The following is a 25,711-nucleotide window of genomic DNA, read 5'->3' as shown; positions in this document are numbered from 1 at the left end:
GTGAGTAATTTAACACCATTAGATGATCATTGGTTTTCAGAGATTAAAGAACCTCTAAAACCTCAATCTGAAAAAGAACTTCAATGGGATGAAGTGACAGATGTTCTTATAGTGGGATGTGGAGGTGCAGGAATAGCATCTGCTCTTGAAGCTTCAGACCATCAAAAACAAGTATTAGTTATAGATAGATTTTTTGGAGGAGGCGCAACTGCAGCTAGCGGAGGTATTTATTATGCCGGTGGCGGAACTTCAATTCAGAAAGAAGCTAAGGTTAAGGATTCAGTAGAGGAAATGTATAAATATTTAAAAATAGAAACTGATGGAGTTGTTAAAGATTCAACTTTGCATAAGTTTTGCGAAGAGAGCCCGTCTAATCTTGAGTGGCTGATTGGTCATGGAGTTAAGTTTAATTCATCCACTTATACAAAAAAAACTTCATATCCTAATAAGCAATATTTTCTTTATCATTCAGATAATTCCCTTGTTCCAAGTTATGCAAAAATAGCAAAGCCAGCTCCCAGAGGGCACAAAGGCTACATAAAAGGAAGATCTTTAGCGACTGGAGTTGGAATAGCAATTTTTAATCCTTTATTAGAGTCAGCCATAAAGAAAGGAGTCAAAACTCTATTTCAAACTGAAGTTACTAATCTTATTGTTAATAGAAGAAATAAGATTATTGGAGTTGAAGTCCTTCATATGCCACCTGGAACAAGACTATCTAAGCTGCATAAAATTTATTCTCAGAGGGCACAGGCTCTTCAAATGTATATAAGGCCACTAGCAAATTACTACAGAAATAAGGCTATTAAGATTGAAGAAAAAGTTAGAATAAAAAAATTAATAAAAGCATCAAAGGGAGTAGTTTTATCCTCTGGAGGTTTTATTTTTAACAAGAAGATGGTGAGCTATTATGCTCCTAAATACAAAGGTGGTATTCCTTTGGGGACAACAGGAGATAACGGTGCCGGCATAAGATTAGGGCAGTCTGTTGGCGCAGCCGTTAATTTAATGGATAGAGTTACAGCTTGGAGGTTTCTCAACCCACCTCTAGCATGGGGTCAAGGAATAGTTGTTAATAAAGAAGGATCAAGATATTCAAATGAAATGGTCTATGGAGCTACTTTAGGAGATGCTATGTGTGAAAGGCAAGAAGGTAAAGCTATTCTTATTCTGGATAGCTCTTTAAGGAAGGAGGCATGGAAACAAATTGGTCCGGGAAAAGTTCTTCCTTTTCAGAGAAACCCTGCAATACTAAGTATGTTATTTAATTCAAAGAAATCAAATACCATTGCTGGTTTAGCTAAAAAGTGCGGTATGTCGCCATTAAAGCTATATTCATCAATAGAACAATATAATTTAGTTGCTAAAGGGAAGAAGAAAGATAAATTTGGTAAGTCTTCAGAAGATTGTAGGGAGATAAGTAAAGGTCCTTTCTATGCAATGGATGTGTCAGTGGACAGTAAATATTTTCCGTGCGCCGTATTAACTTTAGGCGGTTTGGTGGTAAATGAAGAAACTGGCAATGTTAAAGATTGTAAGGGAGAAGATATAAAAGGATTGTATGCAGCAGGAAGGACTGCAGTTGGTATTTGTTCGAATATCTATGTCAGCGGCTTATCAATCAGCGATTGCATCTTTTCGGGTAGAAGGGCAGGTTTAAATGTTTCAAAATAAAAATTAGAAGTAATAAATGAATAATCTCACAATAATAAATAGCAGAGTAGTAAATGAGGGCCTTGTAGAAGAAAAAGATATCTTAATTAAAAATGGCAAGATAGAAAAAATAGATAAATTAATAGAACCTCAAGGGGATTTCATTGATGGCGCTGGCTTAACTCTCATGCCAGGTGTTATAGATGATCAGGTGCACTTTAGAGAACCTGGTTTAACAGACAAAGGAGACATATATTCTGAATCAAGAGCAGCTGTTGCAGGAGGTACAACTTCTTTTATGGATATGCCAAATGTACTTCCACCAACATTAACTCATGATCTATGGAAAGAAAAAATAGAAATAGCTAGCAATAACTCACATGCGAATTTCTCTTTTTACATGGGTACTAGTAATACCAATATAGATGAAATAAGGTCTATAAACCCTTATGAAGTTTGTGGTGTAAAAGTTTTCATGGGTTCTTCGACCGGTAATCTTTTAGTTGATAATCCTGTCAGCTTAGAAAACATATTTAAGGATTCGCCGGTTATAATTACTACTCATTGCGAAGATACTCCAATGATCCTTTCTCTCGAAAAAGAATATAGACTTAGATATGGTGAAGATATTCCCATAGAAAATCATGAATTCATTAGGTCTAGAGAGGCGTGTTTAGCTTCAAGTAAGAAAGCTGTAGACTTGGCTACAAAATTTAATTCCAATTTACACATTTTGCATGTTTCAACAAAAGAAGAGTTATTATTATTTTCGAATGACAATATTGAAAAAAAGAAAATAACTGCCGAAGTATGTATTCCACATTTATTTTTTTCTTCATCTGATTATGCAATAAAAGGTACATTAATTAAATGTAATCCGTCTATTAAAGATCAACAAGATAAATTGGCATTAAGACAAGCTCTAAAATCTGGTCTAATTGATTTTGTTGCTACTGATCATGCTCCTCATGATAAAAAGGCTAAAGAGAACCCTTACTTTACATGCCCTTCAGGAATGCCTAGTATACAACATACCTTATTGGGTGTTTTAGAACTATATAAAGAGGGAGATTTATCTCTTGAAGATGTCCCCAGGGTAACTTCACACAATGTAGCCAAAAGATTTGATATCAAAGAAAGAGGGTTTCTAAGGGAAGGTTATTGGGCTGATATAGTTCTAGTTGATACAGAAAAAGAACAGTTAATTAGTGATGAGAATCTTGAATATAAATGTGGTTGGTCGCCTTTTGAAGGCGATAAGTTTAGTTCTACTATAATTAAGACATTAATTAATGGAGAGATAGCTTATAGTGAAGGAAAAGTCTCAGAAAATGTAAGAGGAAGAAAAATAGAATTTACAAGAGGTTAAAGATGAGTTTTAAAGAATATGATAAATATGATGGTATAGGTCTAGCAAGTTTAGTTAAATCTAAAGAAGTGTCACCCGAGGATCTTCTTAATGAAGCTATAGAGAGAAATGAAAACATTAATCCACAAACAAATGCAGTTGTGCATAAACTCTATGATGAAGCTAGAAAGTCAATAGCAAAAGGTTTGCCAGATGGTCCTTTCATGGGAGTTCCTTTTTTACTCAAGGATTTGCACTTAATGCTTACAGGGACAGCGCTAACTAATGGATCAAATTTTTTTAAAGAAAATATAGCTGATCATAATAGTACTTTGGTGGAGAGATACTTAAATGCAGGATTGGTTATTTTTGGAAAAACAAATACTCCAGAATTTGGTTTAACAGTGACTACTGAGCCATCTCTTTATGGGCCTACAAGAAATCCTTGGAATCTTGACTATTCTTCAGGTGGTTCAAGTGGCGGAGCATCTTCTGCTGTAGCATCTGGTGTTTTACCAATGGCTAATGCTAGTGATGGTGGAGGTTCTATTAGAATTCCAGCTTCATGTTGCGGTTTAATTGGATTAAAACCCAGTAGGGCAAGAACTCCATTTGGACCAGATAGAGGGGAAGGTTGGGCAGGTCAATCTATTAGCCACTGTGTTTCACGGACAGTTAGAGATTCAGCTGCCTTATTAGATGCCACTTCTGGACCTGCTCCGGGAGATCCTTACTCAGTTCCACATAATAAGAAAACTTTTTTATCTTCTTGCTCCAATTATCCTAAGAAATTAAAGGTTGCTTTATCTCTTCCCGAAGACAAAGAAATAGATTCTGAAGTTATTCATGCAATTAAGAATACAGCTGAATTATGTCAAGAATTAGGACATGATGTAGAGTTAGCTTCACCTGATTTAGATGTAGAGGTTTTGGGTAATGCTGTGGGTACAATAATATCAGCAAACGTTGCATTAACCTTAGATATGAGAGCTCAACAGTTAGGAAGGAGTCTTAAGGAGGGTGATGTAGAGCATATTACTTATAGAATGTATGAAAACGGAAAAAAGGCCACAGCAGATCAATATGCTCACGCAACTCTCTTAAATCATCAGGCAGGAAGGACTCTTGGTAATTTTATGGAAAATTATGATGTTATTCTAAGCCCAGTATTGAATAAACCTCCTGTTAGGATAGGAGAAATTGATATGTCTTCAAAGGATGTAAGCACTTATATAAATAATTTATTATCATATTCAGGTTTTACGGGTCTTTATAACCAAACTGGACAGCCCAGTATTTCAGTGCCATTAAACTGGAGTAACTTAGATTTACCAATAGGATCAATGTTTAGTGCAAAATTTGGTGATGATGCATTATTGCTATCCTTGGCTTCACAGCTAGAGGTTGCAAGGCCATGGAAAGATAAGCGACCTCCAGTTTATGCAGGTTCTTAGCTTATAATTATGAAGTCATTAGAAGAAAGAATTGAAAGGTTAGAATCTTTAGACTCCATCAAACAATTAGTGGCTAAATACTCATTAGCTTTAGATATTAGAGATTTAGATGCCTTAGTTTCCTTGTTTCCAGAGGATGTCAAAGCTGGAAAGAATAAATCAGGTAGATTGGCATTAAAAAATTGGTTTGATTCAACATTAAGAGATCAGTTTACTGGCACATCTCATCATACAGGTAATCATATAATTGAATTTACTGATCCATCAAATGCTCATGGTATTGTTTACTCAAAAAATGAACATGAAACTAATAACGAGTGGATCATTATGCAAATGATGTATTGGGATGACTACATTTATTTAAATCAAGAATGGTTTTTTAAGAGAAGACTGCCTTTATATTGGTATGCTTCAGACTTAAATAGTCCTCCTTTAGGAATAAATAAGATGAGATGGCCTTCCATAGAGAGATATGAAGGAGAATTTCATTCTCTATGGCCTTCTTGGGAAGAATTTTGGGCTGGTAAAAATAACTTAACAGATGTAAACCCTCCTATAGATGCCGAAAAATTCCTTATGACCTTAAGGAGGAGTAGTAAAATCCCAAAAATAAAAGTTAAATAATTTAAGTGAGTTAATTAACAACAGTATGAAAAATACTAACTATCCCTTTCTATCATCATCAGGTTCTATAAACCAAATGGAATTAAAGAACCGTATGATTTTAGCTCCTATGGGATCAAATTTTGCTCATTCGACAGGTAAAGTAAGTGAAAAACTAAAGACTTATATTGAGGCGAGAGCAAAAGGAGGTGCAGGACTAATAATATTAGAAACTTCTTCTGTTAGTTGGCCATTAGGCTCATCTATGCCTAATATGATTGGACTATCAAAGGATGAATTTATTCCAGATCTTTTAGACTTAACAAATAGAGTGCATGCATATGATTCAAAGATTGCCGCTCAGTTAAATCAAAGTGGTAAGGTCTCTCAAGAAGATGTAGTGGCTGGCAGGCCAATACTGGTTCCGTCAATCCCTGAAAAAGAAAAAAGTGATTTAATTGAAATTCTTACCCAAGATGAGATTGCGACCTTTGTAAAATCAGCAGGGCCTGATGGGAAAGGACCTAGATATCATGAATTATCTTTAGAAGAAATAGATAGAGAAATAGTTTATTTTGTAGAGGCTGCTAGAAGGGTAAAAACTTCAGGATTTGATGCATTAGAAATTCATGCTGGACATGGTTATTTAATTTCAAGTTTTTTATCCCCTTCCATAAATAGGCGCAAAGATAAATACGGCGGATCACCTCAGAAAAGAGCTAAATTATTAGAAGAAATAATTCAGTCAATAAGGAATGAGGTTGGTATAAATTTTCCCATTCTAGTTAGGCTTGATGCTGCAGAATTTAGACTAAAGAATGGCTTAACAACAGATGATTTTATTGAAACAGCAAAAATAGCTGAAAATGCCGGGGCTGATGCTTTGGATGTAAGTGCCTATGGAAATAGTAATATAGGGATAGCATTCACAGAAGGTCCTTTAGTTCATGAACCAGGAGGGTTTCTTGAATTTGCCAAACTCGCAAAGAAATCTGTAAAAATACCAATTATTGCCGTAGGAAGATTGGAGCTAGGTTTAGCGGAGAAGAGTATTCAAAAAAAGGATTTTGATTTTTTAGCTTTAGGAAGAAAATTATTGGCAGATCCAGACCTACCTAAAAAAGTGGTAAATGGACTAGATAAAACTATAAGGCCTTGTATTTATTGTTATGTTTGCGTTAGTAAAATTTTTATAAATGGACCTATGTCTTGCGCAGTTAATTCAAGCCTAGGTTATGAAGAGGAAGATCAAGATCTATTAAAGAAGGTTAAGAAAAAACTCAATGTGATAATTGTAGGTGGAGGACCAGCCGGTATGGAAGTAGCAAGATTACTTTCTATACAAGGTCACAAAATTAGTCTTTGGGAAAAAGAAAAAGATTTAGGGGGCACAGCAAGGATTGCAGGATTAGCATATGATCCAAATTTAAAATTCATTAATTATTTAAAAGACTTTATTAAAAATAGTGATGTAGAGATAAAGTTAGATAAGTTAGCAACTTCTCAAGAAATAAAGAGTCTAAATCCCGATTTAGTTGTCATTGCAACTGGTGCTATTAGAAACTCGCCTAAAATCCTTGGAAAAGATTTACCTCATGTTTTTGACGGTGAACAACTTAGAAGTTTGCTTTTTAGTAAAGAAACTAAGATATTAAAAAAATTATCATTCTCTAGTAATTTAATATTGAGGTTAGGTCGAGCGAGTCAATTATTAAGAAATATTCCTTTTTTAAGATTTGTTAGTAGATTTTGGATGCCTTTTTCTAGAAATATAACAATTATTGGAGGCGACTTAGTGGGTCTAGAGTTAGCAGAATTTCTAACAGAACGGAGAAGAAAAATAACAATCTTGGAATCTACAAATAATTTAGGCACCAATTTAAGTATTGTTAGACGAGCTAGGTTAATTCATGAATTAAAGGAAAAGGGCGTTAATTTAGTTTTAGGGGCAAGGATTGAAAAAATTAATAAAACTAACATTCTTTATACTTCAAATGGGATGAGCCATGATTGCAAAGCAGATCAAGTTATTATTGCTACAGGAGCAGAGTCAGATAATCTTTTATCCAAAAAACTTGAGAGCTTAGATATCAAAACTCAAGTAGTAGGCGATTGTTATAATATAGGTTACATTGAAGGTGCAATTAAAGGAGCAAGGGAAATTGCGAGAAATTTAGTAGAGGTAAAATCATGAGATTAAGAGATAAAGTTATTTTAATAAGTGGTGCTGGTTTTGGGATGGGTAGAGAAACAGCGAAAATATTTGCAGATGAGGGAGCTTCATTAATGCTAAATGATATAAATGAATCTGATCTAAAAAATACTTTGTCGATGCTCAAAGGAGGCACCCATCAGGTTTATGCTGGGGATATTTCAGATAGTTCAATGGTTATGGATATGTTTGCTGAAATAAAGGCTTCTTATAAAAGAATTGATGGCGTTGTTAATAATGCTGGGATCGGCAGATCTCCTGGTGATGGTGAGAACGCAGAAATTCATGAAACAAATGATGAAGGTTGGAGAGGGGTCATTGGTGTAAATCTTGATGGAGCTTTTTATATAACAAGAGAAGCTGTAAGGTTGATGTTTGAAAATAAAACTAAAGGTTCTATAGTTAATATTTCTAGTACTTCTGCTTACACTGGAGATGGACCATTAGCTTATTGCACATCAAAGGGAGCTCTTTTGTCCTTTACAAGGGCACTAGCACTGAACTTAAGTTCAAAAGGTATTAGAGTAAATGCAATTTGTCCAGGCCCAATTTCTGGAAGAATGATGGATAGTATTCCACAAGAATATCAAGATTCTCTTGCTGCATCTATTCCTCTAGGAAGGCTCGGACAGCCAGAAGAAGTAGCTAGAACAAGTCTTTTTCTTCTTTCTGATGATTCTAGTTTCTTTACAGGTCAAACTTTATCGCCTAATGGCGGTTCTTATATGCATTAATTTACTATGATGATGAAAGATAAAAAAATAATTATTACTGGGGGGGGGTCGGGTATAGGGGCAGCTATAGCAAAAGAATGTTCACAATCTGGAGCTCATGTTGCTATTTTAGGAAGAAGAGAGGATGCACTAATCTCAGTAGCGGATGAAATTAAAAAGTTAGGAGGAAATGTAGAGATCTGTTCTATTGATATTAGTGACGAAGATAGTTTTATAAAGTGCTTAAAATCATATAAAGAGAGATGGGGCAAAATCGATGGTCTAGTTAATAACGCAATGTCCATCCATGGAGGATTAATTAAAGATTTAACATTAGAGGAATGGAGAGAAAACTTTACAGTTTCTCTGGATGCGGCATTTGTAGGTATTAGGGAAGTGGTACCTTATATGATGGCTGAAAAGGAAGGTTCTATAGTTAATATTAGTTCGGTTGTTGGTTTAAGAGGCACTTCTACTTTAGGTGCTTATGCAGCTGCCAAAGCAGGGTTAATTAGCCTTACTCAAACAGCTGCAATAGAAGCTGCACCGTATGTAAGAGTTAATTGTATTGCTCCAGGTGCTGTTTTGACTGAAGCTAGTAAAGTTATGCTCAATACTCAGGAATTACTTGATTCAACAGCAAATTCAATCCCACTAAAGAGAATAGCTGAACCTGAGGAAATGGCTACGATAGCTAGGTTTTTATTAAGCTCTGATTCTAGTTTTATAACAGGGGAATGTATTGCAGCAGACGGAGGAAAAACCGCAGATCTAAGTGCAGGCATGACGGGAGATTGGGAATAAATAACTAAGAAGACTATAGTTATCTATTTAATACTTTCTAGTATATATTTTGTAAATAAATAGAAAATACGATTTGCAATGCAATTATTACAGCTATTGCAATTGCAAAAACTCCCAGAGTCACCCATGTTTTTTTATCTTGTTCCAAAATATACTCTCCTTATATTTAGTAATTAGATTATCATTAAAAATAATGTCAGGTCAAAATAAATTTACTAAACAACAATTGAGTTGGGCTTTTTATGATTGGGCCAATTCAGCATTCGCTACTACGGTGATGGCAGGCTTATTTCCTATTTTTTTTAAGTTGTACTGGGCATCTGATTTTACCGGAACAGAAAGTACTGCAATATTAGGTTCAGCAAATTCAATTGCAGCTTTATTCATAATGCTTACAGCACCTCTACTTGGGGCATATGCTGATCTTGGAAACAACCAAAAGAAATTCCTTGGTTTCTTTGCAATTTTAGGAATTTTATCAACATCTTGTTTATTTTTATTACCAGAGAAACAATGGTTCTTAGCGGCGTCTTTTTTTATTTTAGGAAGTATTGGGTTTTATGGTGGAAATATTTTTTATGACTCTTTAATCTTATCTGTATCAAGCGCAAAAGAAAGAAATAGGGTATCCGCCTTAGGTTACTCCTTAGGATACCTAGGAGGAGGGCTACTTTTTTTTCTAAATGTTCTAATGTATTTAAACCCATCTTCATTTGGTTTCAGTTCTAATACAGAAGCAGTTTCATGGTCCTTTTTAAGTGTAGCTATTTGGTGGGGTTTATTTTCTTTGCCCATTGCTATTTCTATAAAAGTTGATGTAAAAAATAAGGTTGAAAATAAAAAGACTTCTACCTTAATATTTAACTCATTTAAAAATATTGCCACTACTCTACGGAAGATAAAAAAATATAAAAGAGTAGCAATCTTTTTAGCAGCTTACTGGTTATATATTGATGGTGTTTATACAATTATAAAAATGGCAACAGCATATGGGTCTGATATTGGTTTAGATACTTCTTCGATGATAACAGCCTTACTTTTAACCCAATTTATAGGCTTCCCTTCCACAATTATATTTGGATACTATGCGGATAGAATTGGCTTTAAAAGGATATTAACTTTAGGAATAATTCTTTATATTTTAGTTTGTTTTTATAGTGCTTATATGACAACTGCAAAGGAATTTTATCTTTTAGCTGGAACAATTGGTCTTGTTCAAGGTGGTATACAAGCAATAAGTAGATCTTTCTTTAGTAACCTAATCCCAGAAAATAAGGCAACTGAATTTTTTGGTTTTTATAATCTGGTAGGAAGGTCTGCTGCGGTTTTGGGTCCTTCTTTAGTGGCTTGGGTAGCTTTGATTTTTGGTAATCCTAGATTTGGAATTCTTAGTCTTTTATTGTTATTTATTCCTGGATTAATTCTACTTTGGTTAGTGCCACAGGAAGACTAATTCTAATTATTAAGACTACATTAAACCTTTCTCTAGTAGGACCTTTTTAAGGACACTAGGAAAATCAGTCATGATACCGTCAACACCTAAATTAATAATATTATGCATGTCGTTTTCATTATTTATTGTCCAGACATGGACTAATTTAGAACAATGATGAGCATAATCAATGAATCTCTTACTTAATACTGGAATACCAAAATACGATTTAGGTACTTGAGCACATTGGCCGTCACTTATTTTCAAATTTAAACCATAAGAATTTAAGGCGAGGTTTAGAACTTCTGTCATGCCCATAGATGAACATAGATGCCCATTCAAAATTTTTCTAATTTTCTTTAAACGTTTTGAAGAAAAGGAAGCAAGACAGACTCTATCAAAAGCATTATGTTGCCTAATTATTTTTATACTTTCATTAGTTGCTTCATGTGTTTTGATATCAATATTAAATTTTAATTTAGGAAAGGAATGTAAGAGCTCATCTAGAGTAGGAATTGTTCCACCTTTTAAAAGTTTTATATCTTTCAATTGTTTTAAATCTAGTTGTTTTATTTGTTTATTTATTCCCGCAACTCTTTTTAAGGAGTCATCATGGAAAACTACTATCTTGCCATCTTTAGTAGATTGAACATCTGTCTCCATAAAAACAAAACCTAGATTAGCTGAATACTGAAATGCATCTAGGGTATTTTCAGTTACATCCTCTGCTCCACCTCTATGGATAAATGCAGTAAAGGAGCTATCTTTAAAAAAAAGTTTAATTGGATTCATGAGCGAGTGATTATAGAGTTGAAATATTTTATTAAATTATTTTCATATTAAGTAATTTTTTAATTTAGTATCCTATATATTAAAATTATATACTTAAATTACTTAACTCATCTTGGATGGTTTTTTAATTTTTTAATAAATATTATAAAATTGAGATTATAGATATGAATAATCAGCTTATAGAGCAAGCAATTGAATTAGCTATTGTAGGTATGAGCACAGTTTTCATATTTTTAATTTTATTGATTTTCTTCACAATTCTTATGTCTAGAGTTGTAGGCCATCTTTATGGATCGCCTAAAAATGAAGAAGAGAATGTTATTTCTGCTTCGAACCAATCAAAAAAAATAGCAGAAACTTTAGCCTTGCATCATCATAATAAATCTTCATAAAATATGAATAGTAAAAAATTAGGTATAACAGAAGTAGTTTTAAGAGATGGGCATCAATCTCTCTTAGCAACAAGAATGCGCATCGAGGATATGGAACCAATCTTGACTAAGATTGACGAAATTGGTTATTGGTCAATTGAATCTTGGGGAGGAGCTACTTTCGATGCTTGTATAAGGTATTTAGGTGAAGATCCTTGGGAAAGAATACGTATTCTAAAGAAAGCCATGCCCAAGACTCCTCAGCAAATGCTTTTGAGAGGACAAAATATTTTAGGATATCGTCATTATGCTGATGACTTAGTTAAACGCTTTGTTGATACTTCTATTAAGAATGGAGTTGATGTTTTTAGAGTCTTTGATGCAATGAATGATATTCGTAATCTAGAAACCGCCTTAAAAGCTGTAATAGATGGCGAAAAGCATGCTCAAGGAACTATTTCTTATACTGTAAGTCCTGTTCACAATCTTGATTACTGGCTTGATTTAAGTTTAAAGCTTCAAGACATAGGTGCCCATTCTATTGCGATAAAAGATATGGCTGGACTGTTAAAACCTTTTACAGCATTTGAGCTAGTTTCTAGATTAAAAGAATCGTTAGAAATCCCTATTCATATGCAATCTCATGCAACGACAGGAATGTCTACAGCAACAGCAGTTAAAGCTATTGAAGCTGGAATAGATAATGTAGATACTTCTATTTCATCCATGAGCATGACTTATGGACATTCCCCCACTGAAAGTTTAGTTGCCATATTGAGCGATACATCAAGAAGTACAGAACTTGACCTAAACCAACTAGATGAAATTTCATCATATTTTAGGAAAGTAAGATCAAAATATAGTAAATTTGAAGGCTCCTTAAGAGGTGTTGATTCTAGAATTTTAGTAGCTCAAGTTCCTGGTGGCATGCTTACAAATATGGAAAATCAGCTTAAAGAGCAAAATGCCTTGGATAGATTTGATGAGGTTTTACAAGAAATCCCCAAAGTAAGAGAAGATTTAGGCCTAATTCCTTTAGTTACTCCCACTTCTCAAATTGTTGGAAGTCAATCTGTTTTAAATGTTTTGTCTGGTGAAAGATATAAATCCATTTCCAAGGAAACTTCAAGCTTATTAGCTGGTGAGTACGGAGAGACTCCTGCACCTGTCAATGAAGAGGTCAGGAAATTAGCTTTAGGAGATAGTAAACCAATCACCGTTCGTCCAGCAGATCTTATAGACAATGAAATGGAAAAAATCAGAAATGAATTGGAAGAAAAAATAAAACAGGGCTCCTTGGATGCAAATTCTTCTAAGGATGAAGATGTATTAACTTATGCTCTTTTTCCACAAGTCGCTATTAAATTTTTTGCAAATAGAACTAATTCTGATTTTTTTGAGCCAGAGCCGCTTGAAATAAAAGAACAAAAACCTGGTATTTATAATGTTATTGTTGGTAAACAAGAATTTATTGTAAGAGTTGAAGAAGGTAAATCTTCAATTATTTCGTCATCAGGTGAAATAAAAGAAGTAGAAGAAAAGGATCAGCCTGTTATTGAGGGCGGCACTCCATTATTAAGTCCATTGTCAGGTACCGTACATAAAATTTGTAAAAACAAGGGAGAATCAGTAAAGGAAGGTGATGTACTTCTTATATTAGAAGCAATGAAAATGGAAACAGAAATACAATCCGTAAAATCTGGAATTGTTTCTCAGGTTCAGGTTATAGAAGGTGACTCTGTAAAAGTAGATCAACAATTAATGCTCATTCAATAGCTTTACTAAATGGAAATAATAACTAATTCAGGATTAGCTAATATAGAATTAGGTCAACTGATGATGCTGGGCATATGTTTACTATTGCTCTATTTAGCCATTGCAAAAAAATTTGAACCCCTTTTACTTCTGCCGATTGGTTTTGGAGGGCTTTTAGCTAATATTCCAGGTGCAGGTCTAGCTGATCCTGGAGGAATATTATATTTCTTTTATTCTTCTGGGATAGAAACCACTGCTTTTCCTTTAATTATTTTTATGGGAGTAGGTGCCATGACAGATTTTGGCCCGCTTTTAGCTAATCCTAAGACTTTATTGTTAGGAGCAGCTGCCCAAGTTGGGATCTTTGCAACAGTTTTTGGGGCTGTCGGGCTTTCTTATCTAGGGATTCTAGATTTTTCTTTAAAGGATGCAGCCGCTATAGGAATTATTGGAGGAGCAGATGGGCCTACTGCTATTTATGTTTCGAGTATCTTGGCACCAGACTTACTCGGGGCGATAGCAGTAGCCGCTTATTCTTATATGGCATTAGTTCCATTGATTCAACCTCCCATCATGCGACTATTTACCTCTAAGAAAGAAAGAGCAATTTCAATGGTGCAGCTAAGGGAAGTAGGTCAGATGGAAAGAATATTATTTCCATTAATCTTAATTCTTTCTGTGGCATTATTTCTTCCTTCTGCTGCTCCTTTGTTAGGTATGTTTTGTTTTGGTAATCTGATTAGAGAAAGTGGAGTAGTCAATAGATTAAATGATACTGCTCAAAATTCTCTCATAAATATAGTTACTATATTTTTGGGGCTTGCAGTAGGTTCAAAGTTAGGAGCAGATAAATTCTTAGATTTTGAGACTTTAGGAATATTACTCCTTGGAGCAGTTGCTTTTTCAATTGGAACGGCTTCAGGTGTTTTGATGGCTAAACTACTTAATGTAGTGAGTAAAAATCCAATTAACCCTTTAATTGGAGCGGCAGGAGTATCTGCAGTTCCAATGGCCGCAAGAGTTGTAAATAAGGTTGGTCTTGAAGAAAATCCTCAAAACTTTCTATTGATGCATGCCATGGGACCTAATGTTGCAGGAGTAATAGGTTCAACAGTGGCGGCAGGGGTTATGATTAATTTATTAAGTTAGCCGTCTTATTCCGTAAGCTATGGTCATAGAGTTACTAAATCCTCAAACCTATCATGAAAATTTAGATTCTATATTTAAATTAAACCAGGAAAATATTCCTGAAGTAGGTGAGCTACTATCGCTACAAAATTTAGCCCAATTAATAGGACTAAGTTCTTTTATTTATATATCTAGATTTAATGATTCTATAGCTGGGTTTATAATCTTGATGAGAGAAGATGTTGATTATAAATCAGAAAACTATAAATACTTTAAGTCAAAATATAAAAGGTTTCTGTATATTGATAGAATCGTAATCGATCAAGATTTTAGAAAAAAGGGTATAGGCTCAAGTTTTTATAATTTGGCTATTCAGAATGCTATAGAGAATAATTTATTCCTCTGTTGTGAGGTTAATCAACAACCACCTAATGAAGTTTCCATGTCTTTCCATAAAAAATTTAATTTTAAAGAAGTGGGTCTTGGCATCCAAGTTAAAGGAAAAAGAGAAGTTGTCTATATGGAGAAATCTTTTGAGGAATGATTTTGAAGAGATAAGATCTTATTGTGATGGAGAGGTTCCAATGATGATGGACTTTCTTTTTAAAAGTAAGGACTTTTATAGTTTACTATCCTCTATATCTCCAGAAAGGAGCCCTACAGAATTGTCTTTAGAGTTCAAAAGAATCTTTAAAGATGTTAATTCAATTAGTGATTTTCAAATTGCTTTGGAGCCCTTAATACAAGACATGATTGATAAAACTACAAATGGTTTTTTTACATCCGGCATTAACAATTTAGTTAATAAACCTAGTCTCTTTATATCAAACCATAGAGATATAGCTTTAGATCCTTTATTTCTAAATTTATCATTGTTTAGTAAAAATATAGAAACAGCACATATTGCTATAGGGGACAACCTTATAGATGGGAGTTATGGAGAAAAATTAATGAAACTTAATAAAAGTTTTATTGTTCATAGGGAGGTGAAAGGGTTTAAAGAAATATTCAGAATTATTTCTAGGCTATCTGCTTATATAAATAAGATTCTTTTTATGGACAAAGAATCAGTATGGATAGCTCAAAAAGAAGGAAGAGCAATTAATGGTTGGGATTTAACAGATTCAGCAGTTCTTAAAATGTTATTTTTTAATGTTAAAAAGGAATTAACTCTTAATGAGTGGATCAAAGAAGTTAATTTAACACCATTGAGCATTTCATATGAATATGATCCCTTAGATGAATTTAAAGGTAGTAATTTGCATAGTTTAAATAAAATAAAGGATAAAGAGGTAATAAAGTCTGGATATAAACAGATTCTATCTGGAATATTAGGATATAAAGGAAGAGTTCAACTTTCTGTAGCTCCTTCTATTCAGGATCCAGTAAATAGCATAGAGGAGTTAACTGAATATTTAGATTATGAAATTATCAAAAATTATAAACTTTGGCCCACAAATTATTTGGCTGCTAAAGAGTTAGGGGTTTCCTGTAAAATTGATAAAGAAATGGAAGAGGAATGTAGTAATGAAAATAGAGATCACTTTTTGGACCGTTTTTCTGGGTTAGAGAAAAAATATCTTGATAATATTTTACAAATTTATGCTGCACCAGTTCTCAATAAAAAAAGAAAAGGGCTGATTTAATATCTTTAAGTATTTTAAAAAATGTAGGGTCGAAATATAGACAACCCTACATCAGCCTATCCTTAAGGCCATAGAATATTAGAAATTAGGTGATAATATCAGATAAATAGTTTCTTTAATTACATGCTAAAGGTTATATATACGCCATCTTCATCCGACATTCCGTCTTCTGATTCAAAATCGCTCCATGCTATTCCCACAGATAAACCTAAGAAGTCTAAAGGTAAATCATATGAAATAATTGTATATTCTCCGGTATCTTCATAATCCCCAAAAGTTAATCCAATGCCTGTATCACCTATATCTAATGAAAATTCTACATTATCTGCGGCATCATCTTGTCCGCTATAAAAGGTAATTCCAAAGTAACTATAGCTAAGTCCTAGATATATCTCTTCAAAATCAGCATCATCATCACCTGGATATGTAAAAGAAATATATCCTAAGTCATAACTCAGTCCGTTATCTAATTCATTAGATAGTCCAAAATAATAATCTAATTCCATTGAGGCAGAATCTCCTCCAAATTCTATACTTGAACCCCATGTGCCAAAGTAAAGACCATTATCAGCTGCTATATCAAATCCACCTGAAATTGCGGGCTCTTCATTGGATTGAGTCATCCCCCTCCAAATATAATCATTAGTTATTGAGATGTTTGACTCAAATTCAGCTGCATTTATATTTAAAATTGCAATGCAAGAACCTAAAATAATAAGTAATCTTTTCATTGTCATGTTGTTACTCCCTAAAATTTTTATAATTAAAATAATGGTATACATTTAAATACAAGCAATTTCTATGCCATAAATTTTTATCAGAAATATAGTAAATAAGCTCTATAACAGTGCAGACTTAAAAAAAAATGACTTAATCTGTTCTTAAAATGAATAAATTGAGCAATATAAACTTAATATCGTGTAATATTCAGCTTTTAAAATTCAATCTGAGTTAGTTAAATGGATATAAATAATAAAACAGTTCTTATAACCGGTGGAGCTTCTGGTTTAGGTTTGGCAACAGCAAGGGAAATAATTAATTCTGGAGGAAAGGTGATGCTTCTAGATTTAAACGAAGATGCTGCAAAAGAGGCCTGCCTAGAGTTGGGGGAATCTTCAAAATATTCTATAGCAAATGTGACTGAAGAAGAGTCTGTTAAATTAGCTATTGAAAATGCTAAGAACAGTTTTGGATCAATAGATGTAGTTGTCAATTGTGCTGGTATAGGGAGTGCAAGTAAGACAGTTGGAAAAGATGGTCCTCACCCCTTAGATTACTTCAAACTAGTAATAGAAATAAATTTAGTTGGAACATTCAATGTATTAAGGCTTGCCGCCGTAGAAATGGGTAAAAATACTCCTGGAGAGGATGGAGAATGTGGAGTCATAATTAATACAGCTTCCGTTGCCGCTTTTGATGGTCAAATTGGACAAGCAGCCTATAGTGCAAGTAAAGCAGGAGTTTCAGGAATGACACTTCCAATTGCTAGAGATTTATCAAGGATGGGTATAAGAATAAATACAATTGCACCTGGAATATTTGATACTCCAATGATGGCTATGGCACCAGATAAGGTTAGAACTCCTTTAATAGAAATGACTCAATTCCCTAAAAGACTAGGGTTGCCTGAAGAATACGGATCATTAGCTAAACATATTATAGAGAACCGCTTCTTAAACGGGGAGACTATTAGGCTGGATGGTTCAATAAGAATGCAACCTAAGTAACATGTTAGATCTTTTTATAGAATATGGCTTCTTTTTGCTGAGGACTTTAACAATAGCAATTGCTTTCTTAGTCCCTATCTTGATGATAATAAGTGCTAGCCGTCAAAAGACTTCACATGAAAAAGGTCAGCTAATAGTGAAGAATTTATCAGAACGTATCAATAATATGGGTAATGCTTTAAAAGCATCTCAGATGGATGCAAAGACTTATAAGAAATTTATAAAAGAAGAAGAAAAAAAGAAAAAAAATCAAAAAAAAGGAAAGAAAAATTCTAAGAGTACTAAACAATCAATCTATGTAATGGATTTCCATGGAGATGTAATGGCCTCCGAAGTTGATAAGTTAAAACAAGAAATTAATGCCATTCTTGCATCCAAAACTCCCTGTAAAGAAGTTGTTTTAAAAGTAGAAAGTGGAGGAGGTTCAGCTTATGCTTATGGGCTATGTGCTGCTGAATTAAAACGTCTTGTAGATCATAAAATTAAATTAACCGTATGTATCGATAAGGTTGCTGCTAGTGGTGGATATCTAATGTCATGTGTTGCTAGTAAAATTGTTGCAGCACCATGGGCATTAGTTGGCTCCATAGGAGTAATTGCTCAAATGCCAAATATTCATCGTCTTTTAAAAGATAACTTGATAGATTTTGAAATGCATACAGCTGGTGAGTTTAAAAGAACGCTTACTGTATTTGGTGAAAATACAGAAGATGGAAGACAAAAGTTTATTGAAGAATTAGAAGATTTGCATATAGTTTTTAAAGATTTTGTTAAAGAGCATAGACCTAAAGTGGATGAACTTAAAGTATCTACAGGTGAAGTTTGGCAAGGAAAAAAAGCTCTTGATTTAGGTTTGATAGATGGCATACAAACTTCAGATGACTACCTTCTTAAACTTTCAGATAAGTTTAATTTATATGGTATAGAGTATTTTGAAAAAAAACCTCTATCTGAAAGGTTTGCTTTCGGTACTCAGACATTTCTGGATAAAGTAGTTATAAAATTTCAAGAAATTTTAAATAAAGATAGATATATAAGGTAAAAATGACAAAACAATATTTAGCTCTTCAATCATCTAAGAATGAAAAGGAAAATTTACTTTCAATTGTAGAGCGAGAAATTTCTGATCTACCCGAAGGAGACATCCTGATTAAGGTTGAATATTCTTCATTAAATTATAAAGATGCCATGTCTGCTAAAGGATACCCAGGTGTAACTAAAGAATATCCTCATACTCCAGGAATAGATGCAGCTGGCTTTATAGTAGAATCAGCCAGTCAAGATTTTAAAGAAGGGGATTCAGTTATAGTTACTGGGTATGATTTAGGTATGAATACGTCAGGAGGTTTTGCAGAATATATTAGAGTTCCGTCCAGTTGGATAATTCCTCTTCCTGAGGGCTTATCCATGAAAGATTCTATGATTTTAGGTACTGCTGGACTTACGGCTGGATTATCTATAAATGCCCTAGAGAGGCATAGAGGCATTCAAGGCTTAAATTCACTTATTACTGGTTCTACAGGTGGAGTAGGCTCTATAGCTACACTTCTTCTATCTAAATTGGGCGCAAAAGTTACTGCCGTTACCGGTAAAGAAGATAAAGCAAACTTTTTAAAATCATTAGGTGCAAATGAAATATTGACTAGAGATGATCTCTTTGAAACCGTTCGAAAGCCTTTAAATAAACCTCTATGGGATATAGCAGTTGATGTTGCAGGTGGAGATATGGTTCCATACATATTGGCTGCATTAAAGCCCTCGGGAGCAGTTGCTTGTAGTGGGCTTGTGGCAGGAACATCTTTTGAATCATCTATTTTTCCTTTCATCCTAAGAGGGGTTTCTTTACTAGGTATTGATTCTGTAGAGATTTCTTTGAAAGCAAAAGAATTTATTTGGAAGAAATTTTCTTCAGAATGGTCTTTAGGTTCTTTAGAAAGTATATCTAAAGAAGTTTTATTATCAGAATTATCTGATGAAATAGATTTAATTCTATCTGGAAATCAAACTGGAAGAATCTTAGTTAAAATTTAAAATTTATATAATAAGGACAACATAATGATGGACGAACAAAAGGAAATAGAAGAGCAAGAAAATGAAGAAGACAGTAAGTTAGATGCTATTGCTGCTACAGTATTGATAATAGCGACATCTGCAATAGCTGTTTTTTGGGTTTCAAATCAATAAATTAATATAAAACATGGATGTAGTAAAATTCTTAAAAGATAAAACCAGAATTCCAGTCATAGGGGCTCCTTTATTTACAGTTTCGTATCCTGAGTTAGTTCTAGCTCAATGTAAATCTGGAGTAGTTGGCTCTTTTCCGGCACTTAACGCTAGACCGGAAGAAAAACTTAGTGAATGGATTTCTTCAATGAAAGAAGAGCTTTCAATTTTTAAACAAGAGAATCCAGATGCAGTAGTAGCTCCATTTGCTGTAAATCAAATCTGTCATCATTCTAATGAAAGATTGGAGCATGATATGGATGTCTGCGTTGAACATGAAGTGCCAATAATTATCACAAGTCTCAGGGCGCCTAAATTTGTCGTAGATGCAGTGCATAGTTACGATGGAGCAGTTATGCATGATGTAATTAATATCAGGCATGCTAAAAAAGCAATTGATGAAGGTGCAGATGGCTTAATATTAGTATGTGCTGGAGCAGGAGGTCATGCAGGCACATTAAGTCCTTTTGCTTTAGTAAGAGAAGTCAGAGAATTCTTTGATGGTCCAATTGCTCTTTCTGGAAGTATTTCTCATGGATCTTCAGTACTATCAGCTCAAGCTATGGGTGCCGACTTTGCTTATATAGGTACAAGATTTATAGCCACTGCTGAAGCAAATGCATCACAAGGCTATAAAGACATGATAGTTGAAAGTTCTGCCAAAGATATAATGTATTCGTCAACATTTACAGGTGTTCATGGAAATTATCTTAAACCCAGTGTAGAAAAAGCTGGTTTGGATCCTGATAACCTTCCTTTTGCAGATAAGAATGATATGAATTTTGGTTCCTCAGGAGCAGGTGGAGATAACCAAAAAAAGGCATGGAAAGATATCTGGGGTTCTGGTCAAGGAATAGGTACTCTTCATGATGTGCCATCTGTAAAAGAGTCTGTAGATACTTTAGTGGAAGAATACAATAAAGCAAAAGAAAAATTAGAAGCAAAAATATAGTTCTTAATTCCCTGTAAATTTAGGGTCTCTTTTATCAAAGAATGCACTAATTGCTTCTTTTGAATCTTCAGTTCCAAGGGTCAATAAATTCTGATCATAATCCATATGCATTATTGCCTCATCATTAGAGTAACTAAGGTGGTTAACACTCTTTTTAATCATTTGTGCAGCTAAAGGAGGTTTCAAAGAATATTTATATGCCATACTCTCGACAGCAGTTAAAAATTCATCAGGTGGATAAATTTCGTCATAAAACCCCCAATCTAGCAAAGTTAAAGAATCTTCTATTTGTCCACCGATGACTAATCTTTTTGTCTTTGCTGGACCAACTAATCTTAAGACTAAAGGCAGTCCTAACCAATTAAGATTCATGCCCAAATTTATTTCAGGATAACCAAGTTTTGCATCTGTAGACGCTATTCTAAAATCACAAGCCGAAGCAATACAGGCAGCTCCTCCCAGACAATAACCATTTATAGCTGCAATAGTAATTTGATTAATATTGAGAATAGATTTAATTGCAGCCTTACCAAAATTATGTCTCCAATTATCTAATTTAGAAGACTTTTTAGTACTCTCTTTTAAATCAGAACCAGAAGAAAAACTCTTACCTTTTCCTAAAAAGATTACTACTCTTGTATTAAGATCCTCATCAAGACTCTCACTGAATTCTTTTATTTCTGTTAATAACTCCTTATTTAGTGCATTTAATTGTTTTGGCCTGTTGAATGATGCCCAGCATATATGACCTTCTTTTTTTATATTTATAAGCTTCATGAATTGAGTTCAGCTAAATATTTTTCAGCATCTAATGCCGCCATACAACCTGATCCAGCTGAAGTTATAGCTTGTCTATAAATATGATCAGCGACATCACCCGCAGCAAATATACCTGGCACCATTGAAGATGTAGCGTTGCCATTTATTCCTGATTTTATCTGGATATATCCATCTTTCATATCTAGTTGATCGTTAAATAAATCTGTATTGGGTTTATGTCCTATTGCAATAAATACCCCTGAAACATCAATATTAATTTTCTTTGAGTTTTTTAAATTAGTAAGCATTAAAGAATTAACTGTATTTCCATCTCCAGATATTTCATCTAATGTATGACTCCAAAGAATTTTAATATTTCCTTCTTGCTCCTTTTTAAATAATCTATCCTGTAAGATTTTTTCTGCTCTTAATTCATCTCTTCTATGGATCAAAGTTACGGAACTGCATAAATTAGATAAGTACAATGCTTCTTCAACAGCTGTATTGCCACCTCCTATTACGGCCACTTCTTTATCCTTATAAAAAAAGCCGTCACAAGTCGCACAAGCGCTAACCCCTTTACCCATGTATTCTTGTTCTGATTGTAGGCCTAAGTATTGAGCAGAAGCACCTGTAGCTATGATGATTGATTCAGCCTCGTAAGAATTGATATTTCCTTCGAGCATAAAAGGTTTTGATTTTATATTAGCTTTTTCAATATGATCAAAAATTACCTCCACTTCTAAGGACTCAACATGTTTTAACATCCTGTCCATAAGTTCAGGACCTTGAAGTCCATTGCTATCACCAGGCCAATTTTCAACATCAGTTGTTGTGGTTAATTGTCCACCTTGTTCCATTCCAGTAATTATCAAAGGTTGCAATCCAGCCCTAGCAGCATAAACTCCAGCACTATATCCAGCTGGTCCAGATCCCAAGATGATAAGTTTTCTTTTAAGAAGATTTTCCATATTTATTTGACTTAACTTTATAGAAATCAAATTATAACTTCTAATGTAGAATAAATAACTAATCCATTAAATTAAACTTCTATAAGAATATTAGAACAAGAAATAATTTCACTATACAATGTTAGAAATTTTCATATAAATGGCAAAAAAATCTCAAGCAATTAAGAATAATGGAGATCAAGCAGTAAGTATCTCAAAAATACGCTTGGAACAATTATTTTTAGAATCATGGTTAATCATCCAAGCTTTTTTTGGGTTATTTATATTAATAGCCCTAATATCCTATTCAAATCAAGATCCAGGCTGGTCATCAAATAGCTACTCTCCTGGTGAGATAGAAACTAAAATACAGATTAAAAATATTGTAGGGACTTGGGGAGCTTATATTAGTGATTTCTTACTCTATGCTATTGGTTATATGTCTTTTCTAGTTCCTTATTGGCTTTTATGGCCTGTTTTTAAACATTTTTTCTTATCTAGAGATTTTTTAGTTTTTACTCAGGCTGAATCAATAGTTATAAGTTTAAAAATGTTTGGATGGTTTTTAGTATTAATTTCAGGATCGACTCTTTTATCTCTTTTCTTGACCGCAGATACTAATTATTTGCCCTATGAAAGCGGAGGTATAGTTGGCATGTCCATCTCAATCTTAACTTTGGACCCTTTAAGTTTTACAGGCAGTTCTTTACTTTTCTTTTGTGTTTTGTTGCTTGGCTTCACTTTATCTCTAAATATATCTTGGATAAGTATCATTTATATTTTACAAAATTTTATTGTAGCCTTCGGTGGAAATTCAGGAGAAAGAATTTCTTTATTTCTTGAAAATTTAAAAGAAAAGCGTGAAATAAAAAAGGATACTGCACAAAGAAAAAAGACTTTATTAGATCAAGCAAAGAAAAAAGAATCTTTAAAGCCTGCTGAAATTATTCCACCTTTAAAGTCTAGGGAACCGAGTAAAAGAGTGCAGGAAGAAAAGCAAGAAGAACTTTTTGCCAATAAAGAAGTTTCATCTCCCCCTAAATTAAACCTATTGGACGAAAGAAAAAATACAGATTCAGATGAAACATCTGAAAATTCATTACAAAGGTTAGGAGAACTTGTTATAAGTAAGTTATCTGAGTATGGAATTGATGATGTTGTTGTTGAGTCAATTCAGCCTGGCCCAGTAGTTATTAGACTTGAATTAAGGTTACCTAGTGGTTTAAAAGTTAATCAAGTTACTAACGTAAGTAAAGATTTAGCACGATCCTTATCTAAAACAAGTGTCAGAATTGTAGAAGTTATTGAAGGAAGGGATACTATTGGTATTGAAGTTCCTAGAGAGGATAGACAGGCTGTTTTACTTAGTGAGGTTATTTCTAGCTCAGAATACGATGAATCTTCTAGTTCATCAACCATTGCATTAGGTAAAGATATTAGTGGAAAACCAATTGTAGCTGATTTGTCTTCCATGCCTCATTTGTTGGTAGCTGGAACTACAGGATCTGGAAAATCTGTGGCTTTAAATGCCATGATTATAAGTATTTTATTTAAATCATCACCAGAAGAGGTTAGGCTTATTTTAATAGATCCTAAAATGCTAGAGTTGTCTGTTTATGATGACATACCTCATCTTCTGTGCCCAGTTATTACTGATATGAAAGAGGCTTCAAGTGGCTTGAGATGGTGTGTTAATGAAATGGAAAGACGCTACAAGTTAATGGCTGAATTAGGAGTAAGAAACTTGAAAGGTTATAACAAGAAGGTAGAAGATTCTATTAAGGTAGGGTCGCCTCTAAAAAATCCTCTCTGGAAAGCTAAAGACGATGATGAAGATGACAGTGAAGCTGATGATTTAGTTGTCCTGCCAAATATAGTATTAGCGGTTGATGAACTGGCAGACTTAATGATGGTGGTTGGTAAGGTAGCAGAACAATTAATAGCAAGAATAGCTCAAAAAGCAAGAGCTGCAGGTATACATATGCTTTTGGCTACTCAAAGGCCTTCTGTAGATGTCATAACGGGACTAATAAAGGCTAACATTTCAGCGAGAGCAGCATTCCAAGTAGCTTCTAAAATGGATTCAAGAGTTATACTTGATCAGGGTGGGGCAGAGCAACTTTTAGGAAATGGAGATATGCTTTATTTAGCTCCAGGAACCTCGATACCTCAGAGAGTTCATGGTGCTTTCGTAAGCGATTCAGAGGTAGAGAGAGTAGCTAGTGATTGGAGGCAACGTGGTAAGCCAGATTATCTAGATGAGGTTACAAAGGAAGAAGGTCAGGTCGATGGAATGCCAAGCCTTCAATCTAATGAATCTTCTGAAGATGGAGAAGACGATGAACTGTATGATGAGGCAGTTGCTTTTGTAACTGAATCAAGAAGAGCATCTATTTCTGCTGTGCAGAGAAGACTCAGAGTTGGGTATAATAGAGCTGCTAGATTAGTTGAAACTATGGAGCAAGCAGGCATAGTTAGTCCAATGTCTTCTAGTGGTAATAGAGAAGTATTAGTTCCTAAGCCACCAGAAGTTTAAGTTGAGATTTCCTTTATTTTCTTTCTTTTTAATTTTTATAACTCTTCCTTTATTTAGTAGCGAAAAATCAATATCTCTGAACACCTCACAAAATAATCAATTAATTAAAGAAGCGCTTTCTAATGACTTTATGACAGCATCTTTCACTCAAAAAACAATCCATAATGGAGAAGTTCGAGACATCCAAGGGGTTGTTTATAGATCAAAAAATAATAAATTTAGATTAAAGTACTTAGAACCTTTAAATGAGTTGTATATTTCTGACGGTAAAAATTTATTAAGATATGATCCTCTTCTAGAGCAACTTGAAATAATTCCATTAGAAGATCTATTAGAACAGACACCTATAGGCTTGATCACTTTGAATTATATTTCTTTATTAAAAATATTTAACATTACTGAATGTGTACAATTTAATTTATTCATAAATTGCACAATAGAACCTTCAAAAAAAGAAAATTTGATTCAATCAGCAACGATTTCATTTCAAAATAAAAGTATAAAAAAGATTAAATTTAATGATTACTATGGTCAAGAAGTCTTTATCTCCTTTATAGATGTAAGAAATGATTTTATAAATGAAGAGTTGTTTATGTTCAACCCTCCACCTGGAACAGATATAATTAGACACCAGAAAACTTTACCATAAAGAC

Annotated in this window: 24 protein-coding genes; 20 read left to right on the top strand and 4 right to left on the bottom strand. The window is 33.8% G+C overall.

Annotation, left to right across the window (positions count from 1 at the left end):
- The 8 genes from P8J93_03585 (at position 1) to P8J93_03550 (ending at position 10,240) form a co-directional block, all read left to right on the top strand.
- Positions 1-1,674, top strand: a complete 1,674-nt coding sequence (locus P8J93_03585) for an FAD-binding protein (protein MDG2060885.1) — start codon at positions 1-3, stop codon at positions 1,672-1,674.
- A gap of 16 nt (positions 1,675-1,690) precedes the next feature.
- Positions 1,691-3,022 carry a dihydroorotase gene (locus P8J93_03580; protein ID MDG2060884.1) on the top strand — a complete coding sequence of 444 codons (1,332 nt, stop codon included), beginning with the start codon at positions 1,691-1,693 and terminating at the stop codon, positions 3,020-3,022.
- Positions 3,023-3,024: 2 nt separating this feature from the next.
- Positions 3,025-4,455 carry an amidase gene (locus P8J93_03575; protein MDG2060883.1) on the top strand — a complete coding sequence of 477 codons (1,431 nt, stop codon included), beginning with the start codon at positions 3,025-3,027 and terminating at the stop codon, positions 4,453-4,455.
- Between the two features lie 3 nt (positions 4,456-4,458).
- A complete protein-coding gene (locus tag P8J93_03570) occupies positions 4,459-5,079 on the top strand; it encodes a nuclear transport factor 2 family protein (GenBank protein ID MDG2060882.1) in 621 nt (206 codons plus the stop codon).
- A gap of 25 nt (positions 5,080-5,104) precedes the next feature.
- Positions 5,105-7,252 (top strand): FAD-dependent oxidoreductase, encoded by a 2,148-nt coding sequence (locus P8J93_03565; GenBank protein ID MDG2060881.1) that lies wholly within the window; start codon positions 5,105-5,107, stop codon positions 7,250-7,252.
- On the top strand, positions 7,249-8,004 hold the full coding sequence (locus tag P8J93_03560; GenBank protein ID MDG2060880.1) for an SDR family NAD(P)-dependent oxidoreductase: 756 nt from the start codon (positions 7,249-7,251) through the stop codon (positions 8,002-8,004). Before P8J93_03565 ends, P8J93_03560 begins: the two co-directional genes overlap by 4 nt.
- 12 nt (positions 8,005-8,016) lie before the next feature.
- The gene (locus P8J93_03555) at positions 8,017-8,787 is read left to right on the top strand and encodes an SDR family NAD(P)-dependent oxidoreductase (GenBank protein ID MDG2060879.1); all 771 of its coding nucleotides are present in this window, start codon (positions 8,017-8,019) and stop codon (positions 8,785-8,787) included.
- Between the two features lie 193 nt (positions 8,788-8,980).
- Positions 8,981-10,240, top strand: a complete 1,260-nt coding sequence (locus tag P8J93_03550; GenBank protein MDG2060878.1) for an MFS transporter — start codon at positions 8,981-8,983, stop codon at positions 10,238-10,240.
- A gap of 15 nt (positions 10,241-10,255) precedes the next feature.
- Here P8J93_03550 and P8J93_03545 read toward each other — a convergent pair whose 3' ends face one another.
- Complete coding sequence (locus P8J93_03545) at positions 10,256-11,011, bottom strand: glycerophosphodiester phosphodiesterase family protein (GenBank protein MDG2060877.1); 756 nt, start codon at positions 11,009-11,011, stop codon at positions 10,256-10,258.
- Between the two features lie 164 nt (positions 11,012-11,175).
- Between P8J93_03545 and P8J93_03540 the strand changes: the two genes are divergently transcribed.
- From P8J93_03540 to P8J93_03520, 5 genes are read left to right on the top strand one after another with little or no spacing between them, the layout of a single operon-like run.
- On the top strand, positions 11,176-11,403 hold the full coding sequence (locus P8J93_03540) for an OadG family transporter subunit (GenBank protein ID MDG2060876.1): 228 nt from the start codon (positions 11,176-11,178) through the stop codon (positions 11,401-11,403).
- Positions 11,404-11,406: 3 nt separating this feature from the next.
- Positions 11,407-13,158 carry a sodium-extruding oxaloacetate decarboxylase subunit alpha gene (gene oadA, locus P8J93_03535; GenBank protein MDG2060875.1) on the top strand — a complete coding sequence of 584 codons (1,752 nt, stop codon included), beginning with the start codon at positions 11,407-11,409 and terminating at the stop codon, positions 13,156-13,158.
- Between the two features lie 9 nt (positions 13,159-13,167).
- Positions 13,168-14,286 carry a sodium ion-translocating decarboxylase subunit beta gene (locus tag P8J93_03530; protein ID MDG2060874.1) on the top strand — a complete coding sequence of 373 codons (1,119 nt, stop codon included), beginning with the start codon at positions 13,168-13,170 and terminating at the stop codon, positions 14,284-14,286.
- Positions 14,287-14,305: 19 nt separating this feature from the next.
- Positions 14,306-14,809, top strand: a complete 504-nt coding sequence (locus tag P8J93_03525; GenBank protein MDG2060873.1) for a GNAT family N-acetyltransferase — start codon at positions 14,306-14,308, stop codon at positions 14,807-14,809.
- The gene (locus P8J93_03520) at positions 14,748-15,911 is read left to right on the top strand and encodes a 1-acyl-sn-glycerol-3-phosphate acyltransferase (GenBank protein MDG2060872.1); all 1,164 of its coding nucleotides are present in this window, start codon (positions 14,748-14,750) and stop codon (positions 15,909-15,911) included. Before P8J93_03525 ends, P8J93_03520 begins: the two co-directional genes overlap by 62 nt.
- A gap of 119 nt (positions 15,912-16,030) precedes the next feature.
- Here the strand turns inward: P8J93_03520 and P8J93_03515 are convergent, their stop codons facing one another.
- Positions 16,031-16,642: a TorF family putative porin gene (locus P8J93_03515; GenBank protein MDG2060871.1), complete on the bottom strand. Its 612-nt coding sequence runs from the start codon at positions 16,640-16,642 to the stop codon at positions 16,031-16,033.
- A 228-nt stretch (positions 16,643-16,870) separates the two neighbouring features.
- On the opposite strand from P8J93_03515, the gene P8J93_03510 reads away from it, so the two are divergent.
- Genes P8J93_03510 through P8J93_03490 form a run of 5 tightly spaced genes read left to right on the top strand, consistent with a single transcriptional unit; the run spans position 16,871 to position 20,813 of the window.
- The gene (locus P8J93_03510; protein ID MDG2060870.1) at positions 16,871-17,638 is read left to right on the top strand and encodes a 3-hydroxyacyl-CoA dehydrogenase; all 768 of its coding nucleotides are present in this window, start codon (positions 16,871-16,873) and stop codon (positions 17,636-17,638) included.
- A 1-nt stretch (position 17,639) separates the two neighbouring features.
- The gene (gene sohB, locus P8J93_03505; GenBank protein ID MDG2060869.1) at positions 17,640-18,680 is read left to right on the top strand and encodes a protease SohB; all 1,041 of its coding nucleotides are present in this window, start codon (positions 17,640-17,642) and stop codon (positions 18,678-18,680) included.
- A gap of 2 nt (positions 18,681-18,682) precedes the next feature.
- Positions 18,683-19,669 (top strand): YhdH/YhfP family quinone oxidoreductase, encoded by a 987-nt coding sequence (locus P8J93_03500; GenBank protein ID MDG2060868.1) that lies wholly within the window; start codon positions 18,683-18,685, stop codon positions 19,667-19,669.
- 24 nt (positions 19,670-19,693) lie between these two features.
- Positions 19,694-19,822, top strand: a complete 129-nt coding sequence (locus tag P8J93_03495; protein MDG2060867.1) for a hypothetical protein — start codon at positions 19,694-19,696, stop codon at positions 19,820-19,822.
- 13 nt (positions 19,823-19,835) lie between these two features.
- A complete protein-coding gene (locus tag P8J93_03490) occupies positions 19,836-20,813 on the top strand; it encodes a nitronate monooxygenase family protein (protein MDG2060866.1) in 978 nt (325 codons plus the stop codon).
- A 3-nt stretch (positions 20,814-20,816) separates the two neighbouring features.
- Here the strand turns inward: P8J93_03490 and P8J93_03485 are convergent, their stop codons facing one another.
- Together P8J93_03485 and trxB are read right to left on the bottom strand one after the other, a co-directional pair.
- Positions 20,817-21,590, bottom strand: a complete 774-nt coding sequence (locus tag P8J93_03485; protein ID MDG2060865.1) for an enoyl-CoA hydratase/isomerase family protein — start codon at positions 21,588-21,590, stop codon at positions 20,817-20,819.
- Positions 21,587-22,543: a thioredoxin-disulfide reductase gene (gene trxB / locus P8J93_03480; protein ID MDG2060864.1), complete on the bottom strand. Its 957-nt coding sequence runs from the start codon at positions 22,541-22,543 to the stop codon at positions 21,587-21,589. The genes P8J93_03485 and trxB overlap by 4 nt, the downstream gene beginning before the upstream one ends.
- 139 nt (positions 22,544-22,682) lie before the next feature.
- Here trxB and P8J93_03475 point away from each other — a divergent pair, with 139 nt between their 5' ends.
- Together P8J93_03475 and P8J93_03470 are read left to right on the top strand one after the other, a co-directional pair.
- On the top strand, positions 22,683-25,058 hold the full coding sequence (locus P8J93_03475; GenBank protein MDG2060863.1) for a DNA translocase FtsK 4TM domain-containing protein: 2,376 nt from the start codon (positions 22,683-22,685) through the stop codon (positions 25,056-25,058).
- Between the two features lies 1 nt (position 25,059).
- A complete protein-coding gene (locus tag P8J93_03470; protein ID MDG2060862.1) occupies positions 25,060-25,707 on the top strand; it encodes an outer-membrane lipoprotein carrier protein LolA in 648 nt (215 codons plus the stop codon).
- Positions 25,708-25,711 lie beyond the last annotated feature (4 nt).

It is taken from the genome of SAR86 cluster bacterium (assembly GCA_029268615.1).
Taxonomy (GTDB): domain Bacteria; phylum Pseudomonadota; class Gammaproteobacteria; order Magnimaribacterales; family Magnimaribacteraceae; genus JAQWNM01.
This window is presented reverse-complemented; position numbering and strand designations above follow the sequence as displayed.

Excerpts from the sequence above, each read along its gene's own strand:
- P8J93_03555 (MDG2060879.1), top strand. The coding sequence starts at position 8,017 with ATGAAAGATAAAAAAATAATTATTACTGGGGGGGGGTCGGGTATAGGG.
- P8J93_03510 (MDG2060870.1), top strand. The coding sequence starts at position 16,871 with ATGGATATAAATAATAAAACAGTTCTTATAACCGGTGGAGCTTCTGGT.
- oadA (MDG2060875.1), top strand. The coding sequence starts at position 11,407 with ATGAATAGTAAAAAATTAGGTATAACAGAAGTAGTTTTAAGAGATGGG.
- P8J93_03495 (MDG2060867.1), top strand. The coding sequence starts at position 19,694 with ATGATGGACGAACAAAAGGAAATAGAAGAGCAAGAAAATGAAGAAGAC.
- P8J93_03545 (MDG2060877.1), bottom strand. The coding sequence starts at position 11,011 with ATGAATCCAATTAAACTTTTTTTTAAAGATAGCTCCTTTACTGCATTT.
- P8J93_03565 (MDG2060881.1), top strand. The coding sequence starts at position 5,105 with ATGAAAAATACTAACTATCCCTTTCTATCATCATCAGGTTCTATAAAC.
- sohB (MDG2060869.1), top strand. The coding sequence starts at position 17,640 with ATGTTAGATCTTTTTATAGAATATGGCTTCTTTTTGCTGAGGACTTTA.
- P8J93_03490 (MDG2060866.1), top strand. The coding sequence starts at position 19,836 with ATGGATGTAGTAAAATTCTTAAAAGATAAAACCAGAATTCCAGTCATA.
- P8J93_03485 (MDG2060865.1), bottom strand. The coding sequence starts at position 21,590 with ATGAAGCTTATAAATATAAAAAAAGAAGGTCATATATGCTGGGCATCA.
- trxB (MDG2060864.1), bottom strand. The coding sequence starts at position 22,543 with ATGGAAAATCTTCTTAAAAGAAAACTTATCATCTTGGGATCTGGACCA.
- P8J93_03530 (MDG2060874.1), top strand. The coding sequence starts at position 13,168 with ATGGAAATAATAACTAATTCAGGATTAGCTAATATAGAATTAGGTCAA.
- P8J93_03525 (MDG2060873.1), top strand. The coding sequence starts at position 14,306 with ATGGTCATAGAGTTACTAAATCCTCAAACCTATCATGAAAATTTAGAT.
- P8J93_03560 (MDG2060880.1), top strand. The coding sequence starts at position 7,249 with ATGAGATTAAGAGATAAAGTTATTTTAATAAGTGGTGCTGGTTTTGGG.
- P8J93_03500 (MDG2060868.1), top strand. The coding sequence starts at position 18,683 with ATGACAAAACAATATTTAGCTCTTCAATCATCTAAGAATGAAAAGGAA.
- P8J93_03575 (MDG2060883.1), top strand. The coding sequence starts at position 3,025 with ATGAGTTTTAAAGAATATGATAAATATGATGGTATAGGTCTAGCAAGT.
- P8J93_03550 (MDG2060878.1), top strand. The coding sequence starts at position 8,981 with ATGTCAGGTCAAAATAAATTTACTAAACAACAATTGAGTTGGGCTTTT.
- P8J93_03540 (MDG2060876.1), top strand. The coding sequence starts at position 11,176 with ATGAATAATCAGCTTATAGAGCAAGCAATTGAATTAGCTATTGTAGGT.
- P8J93_03515 (MDG2060871.1), bottom strand. The coding sequence starts at position 16,642 with ATGAAAAGATTACTTATTATTTTAGGTTCTTGCATTGCAATTTTAAAT.
- P8J93_03475 (MDG2060863.1), top strand. The coding sequence starts at position 22,683 with ATGGCAAAAAAATCTCAAGCAATTAAGAATAATGGAGATCAAGCAGTA.
- P8J93_03580 (MDG2060884.1), top strand. The coding sequence starts at position 1,691 with ATGAATAATCTCACAATAATAAATAGCAGAGTAGTAAATGAGGGCCTT.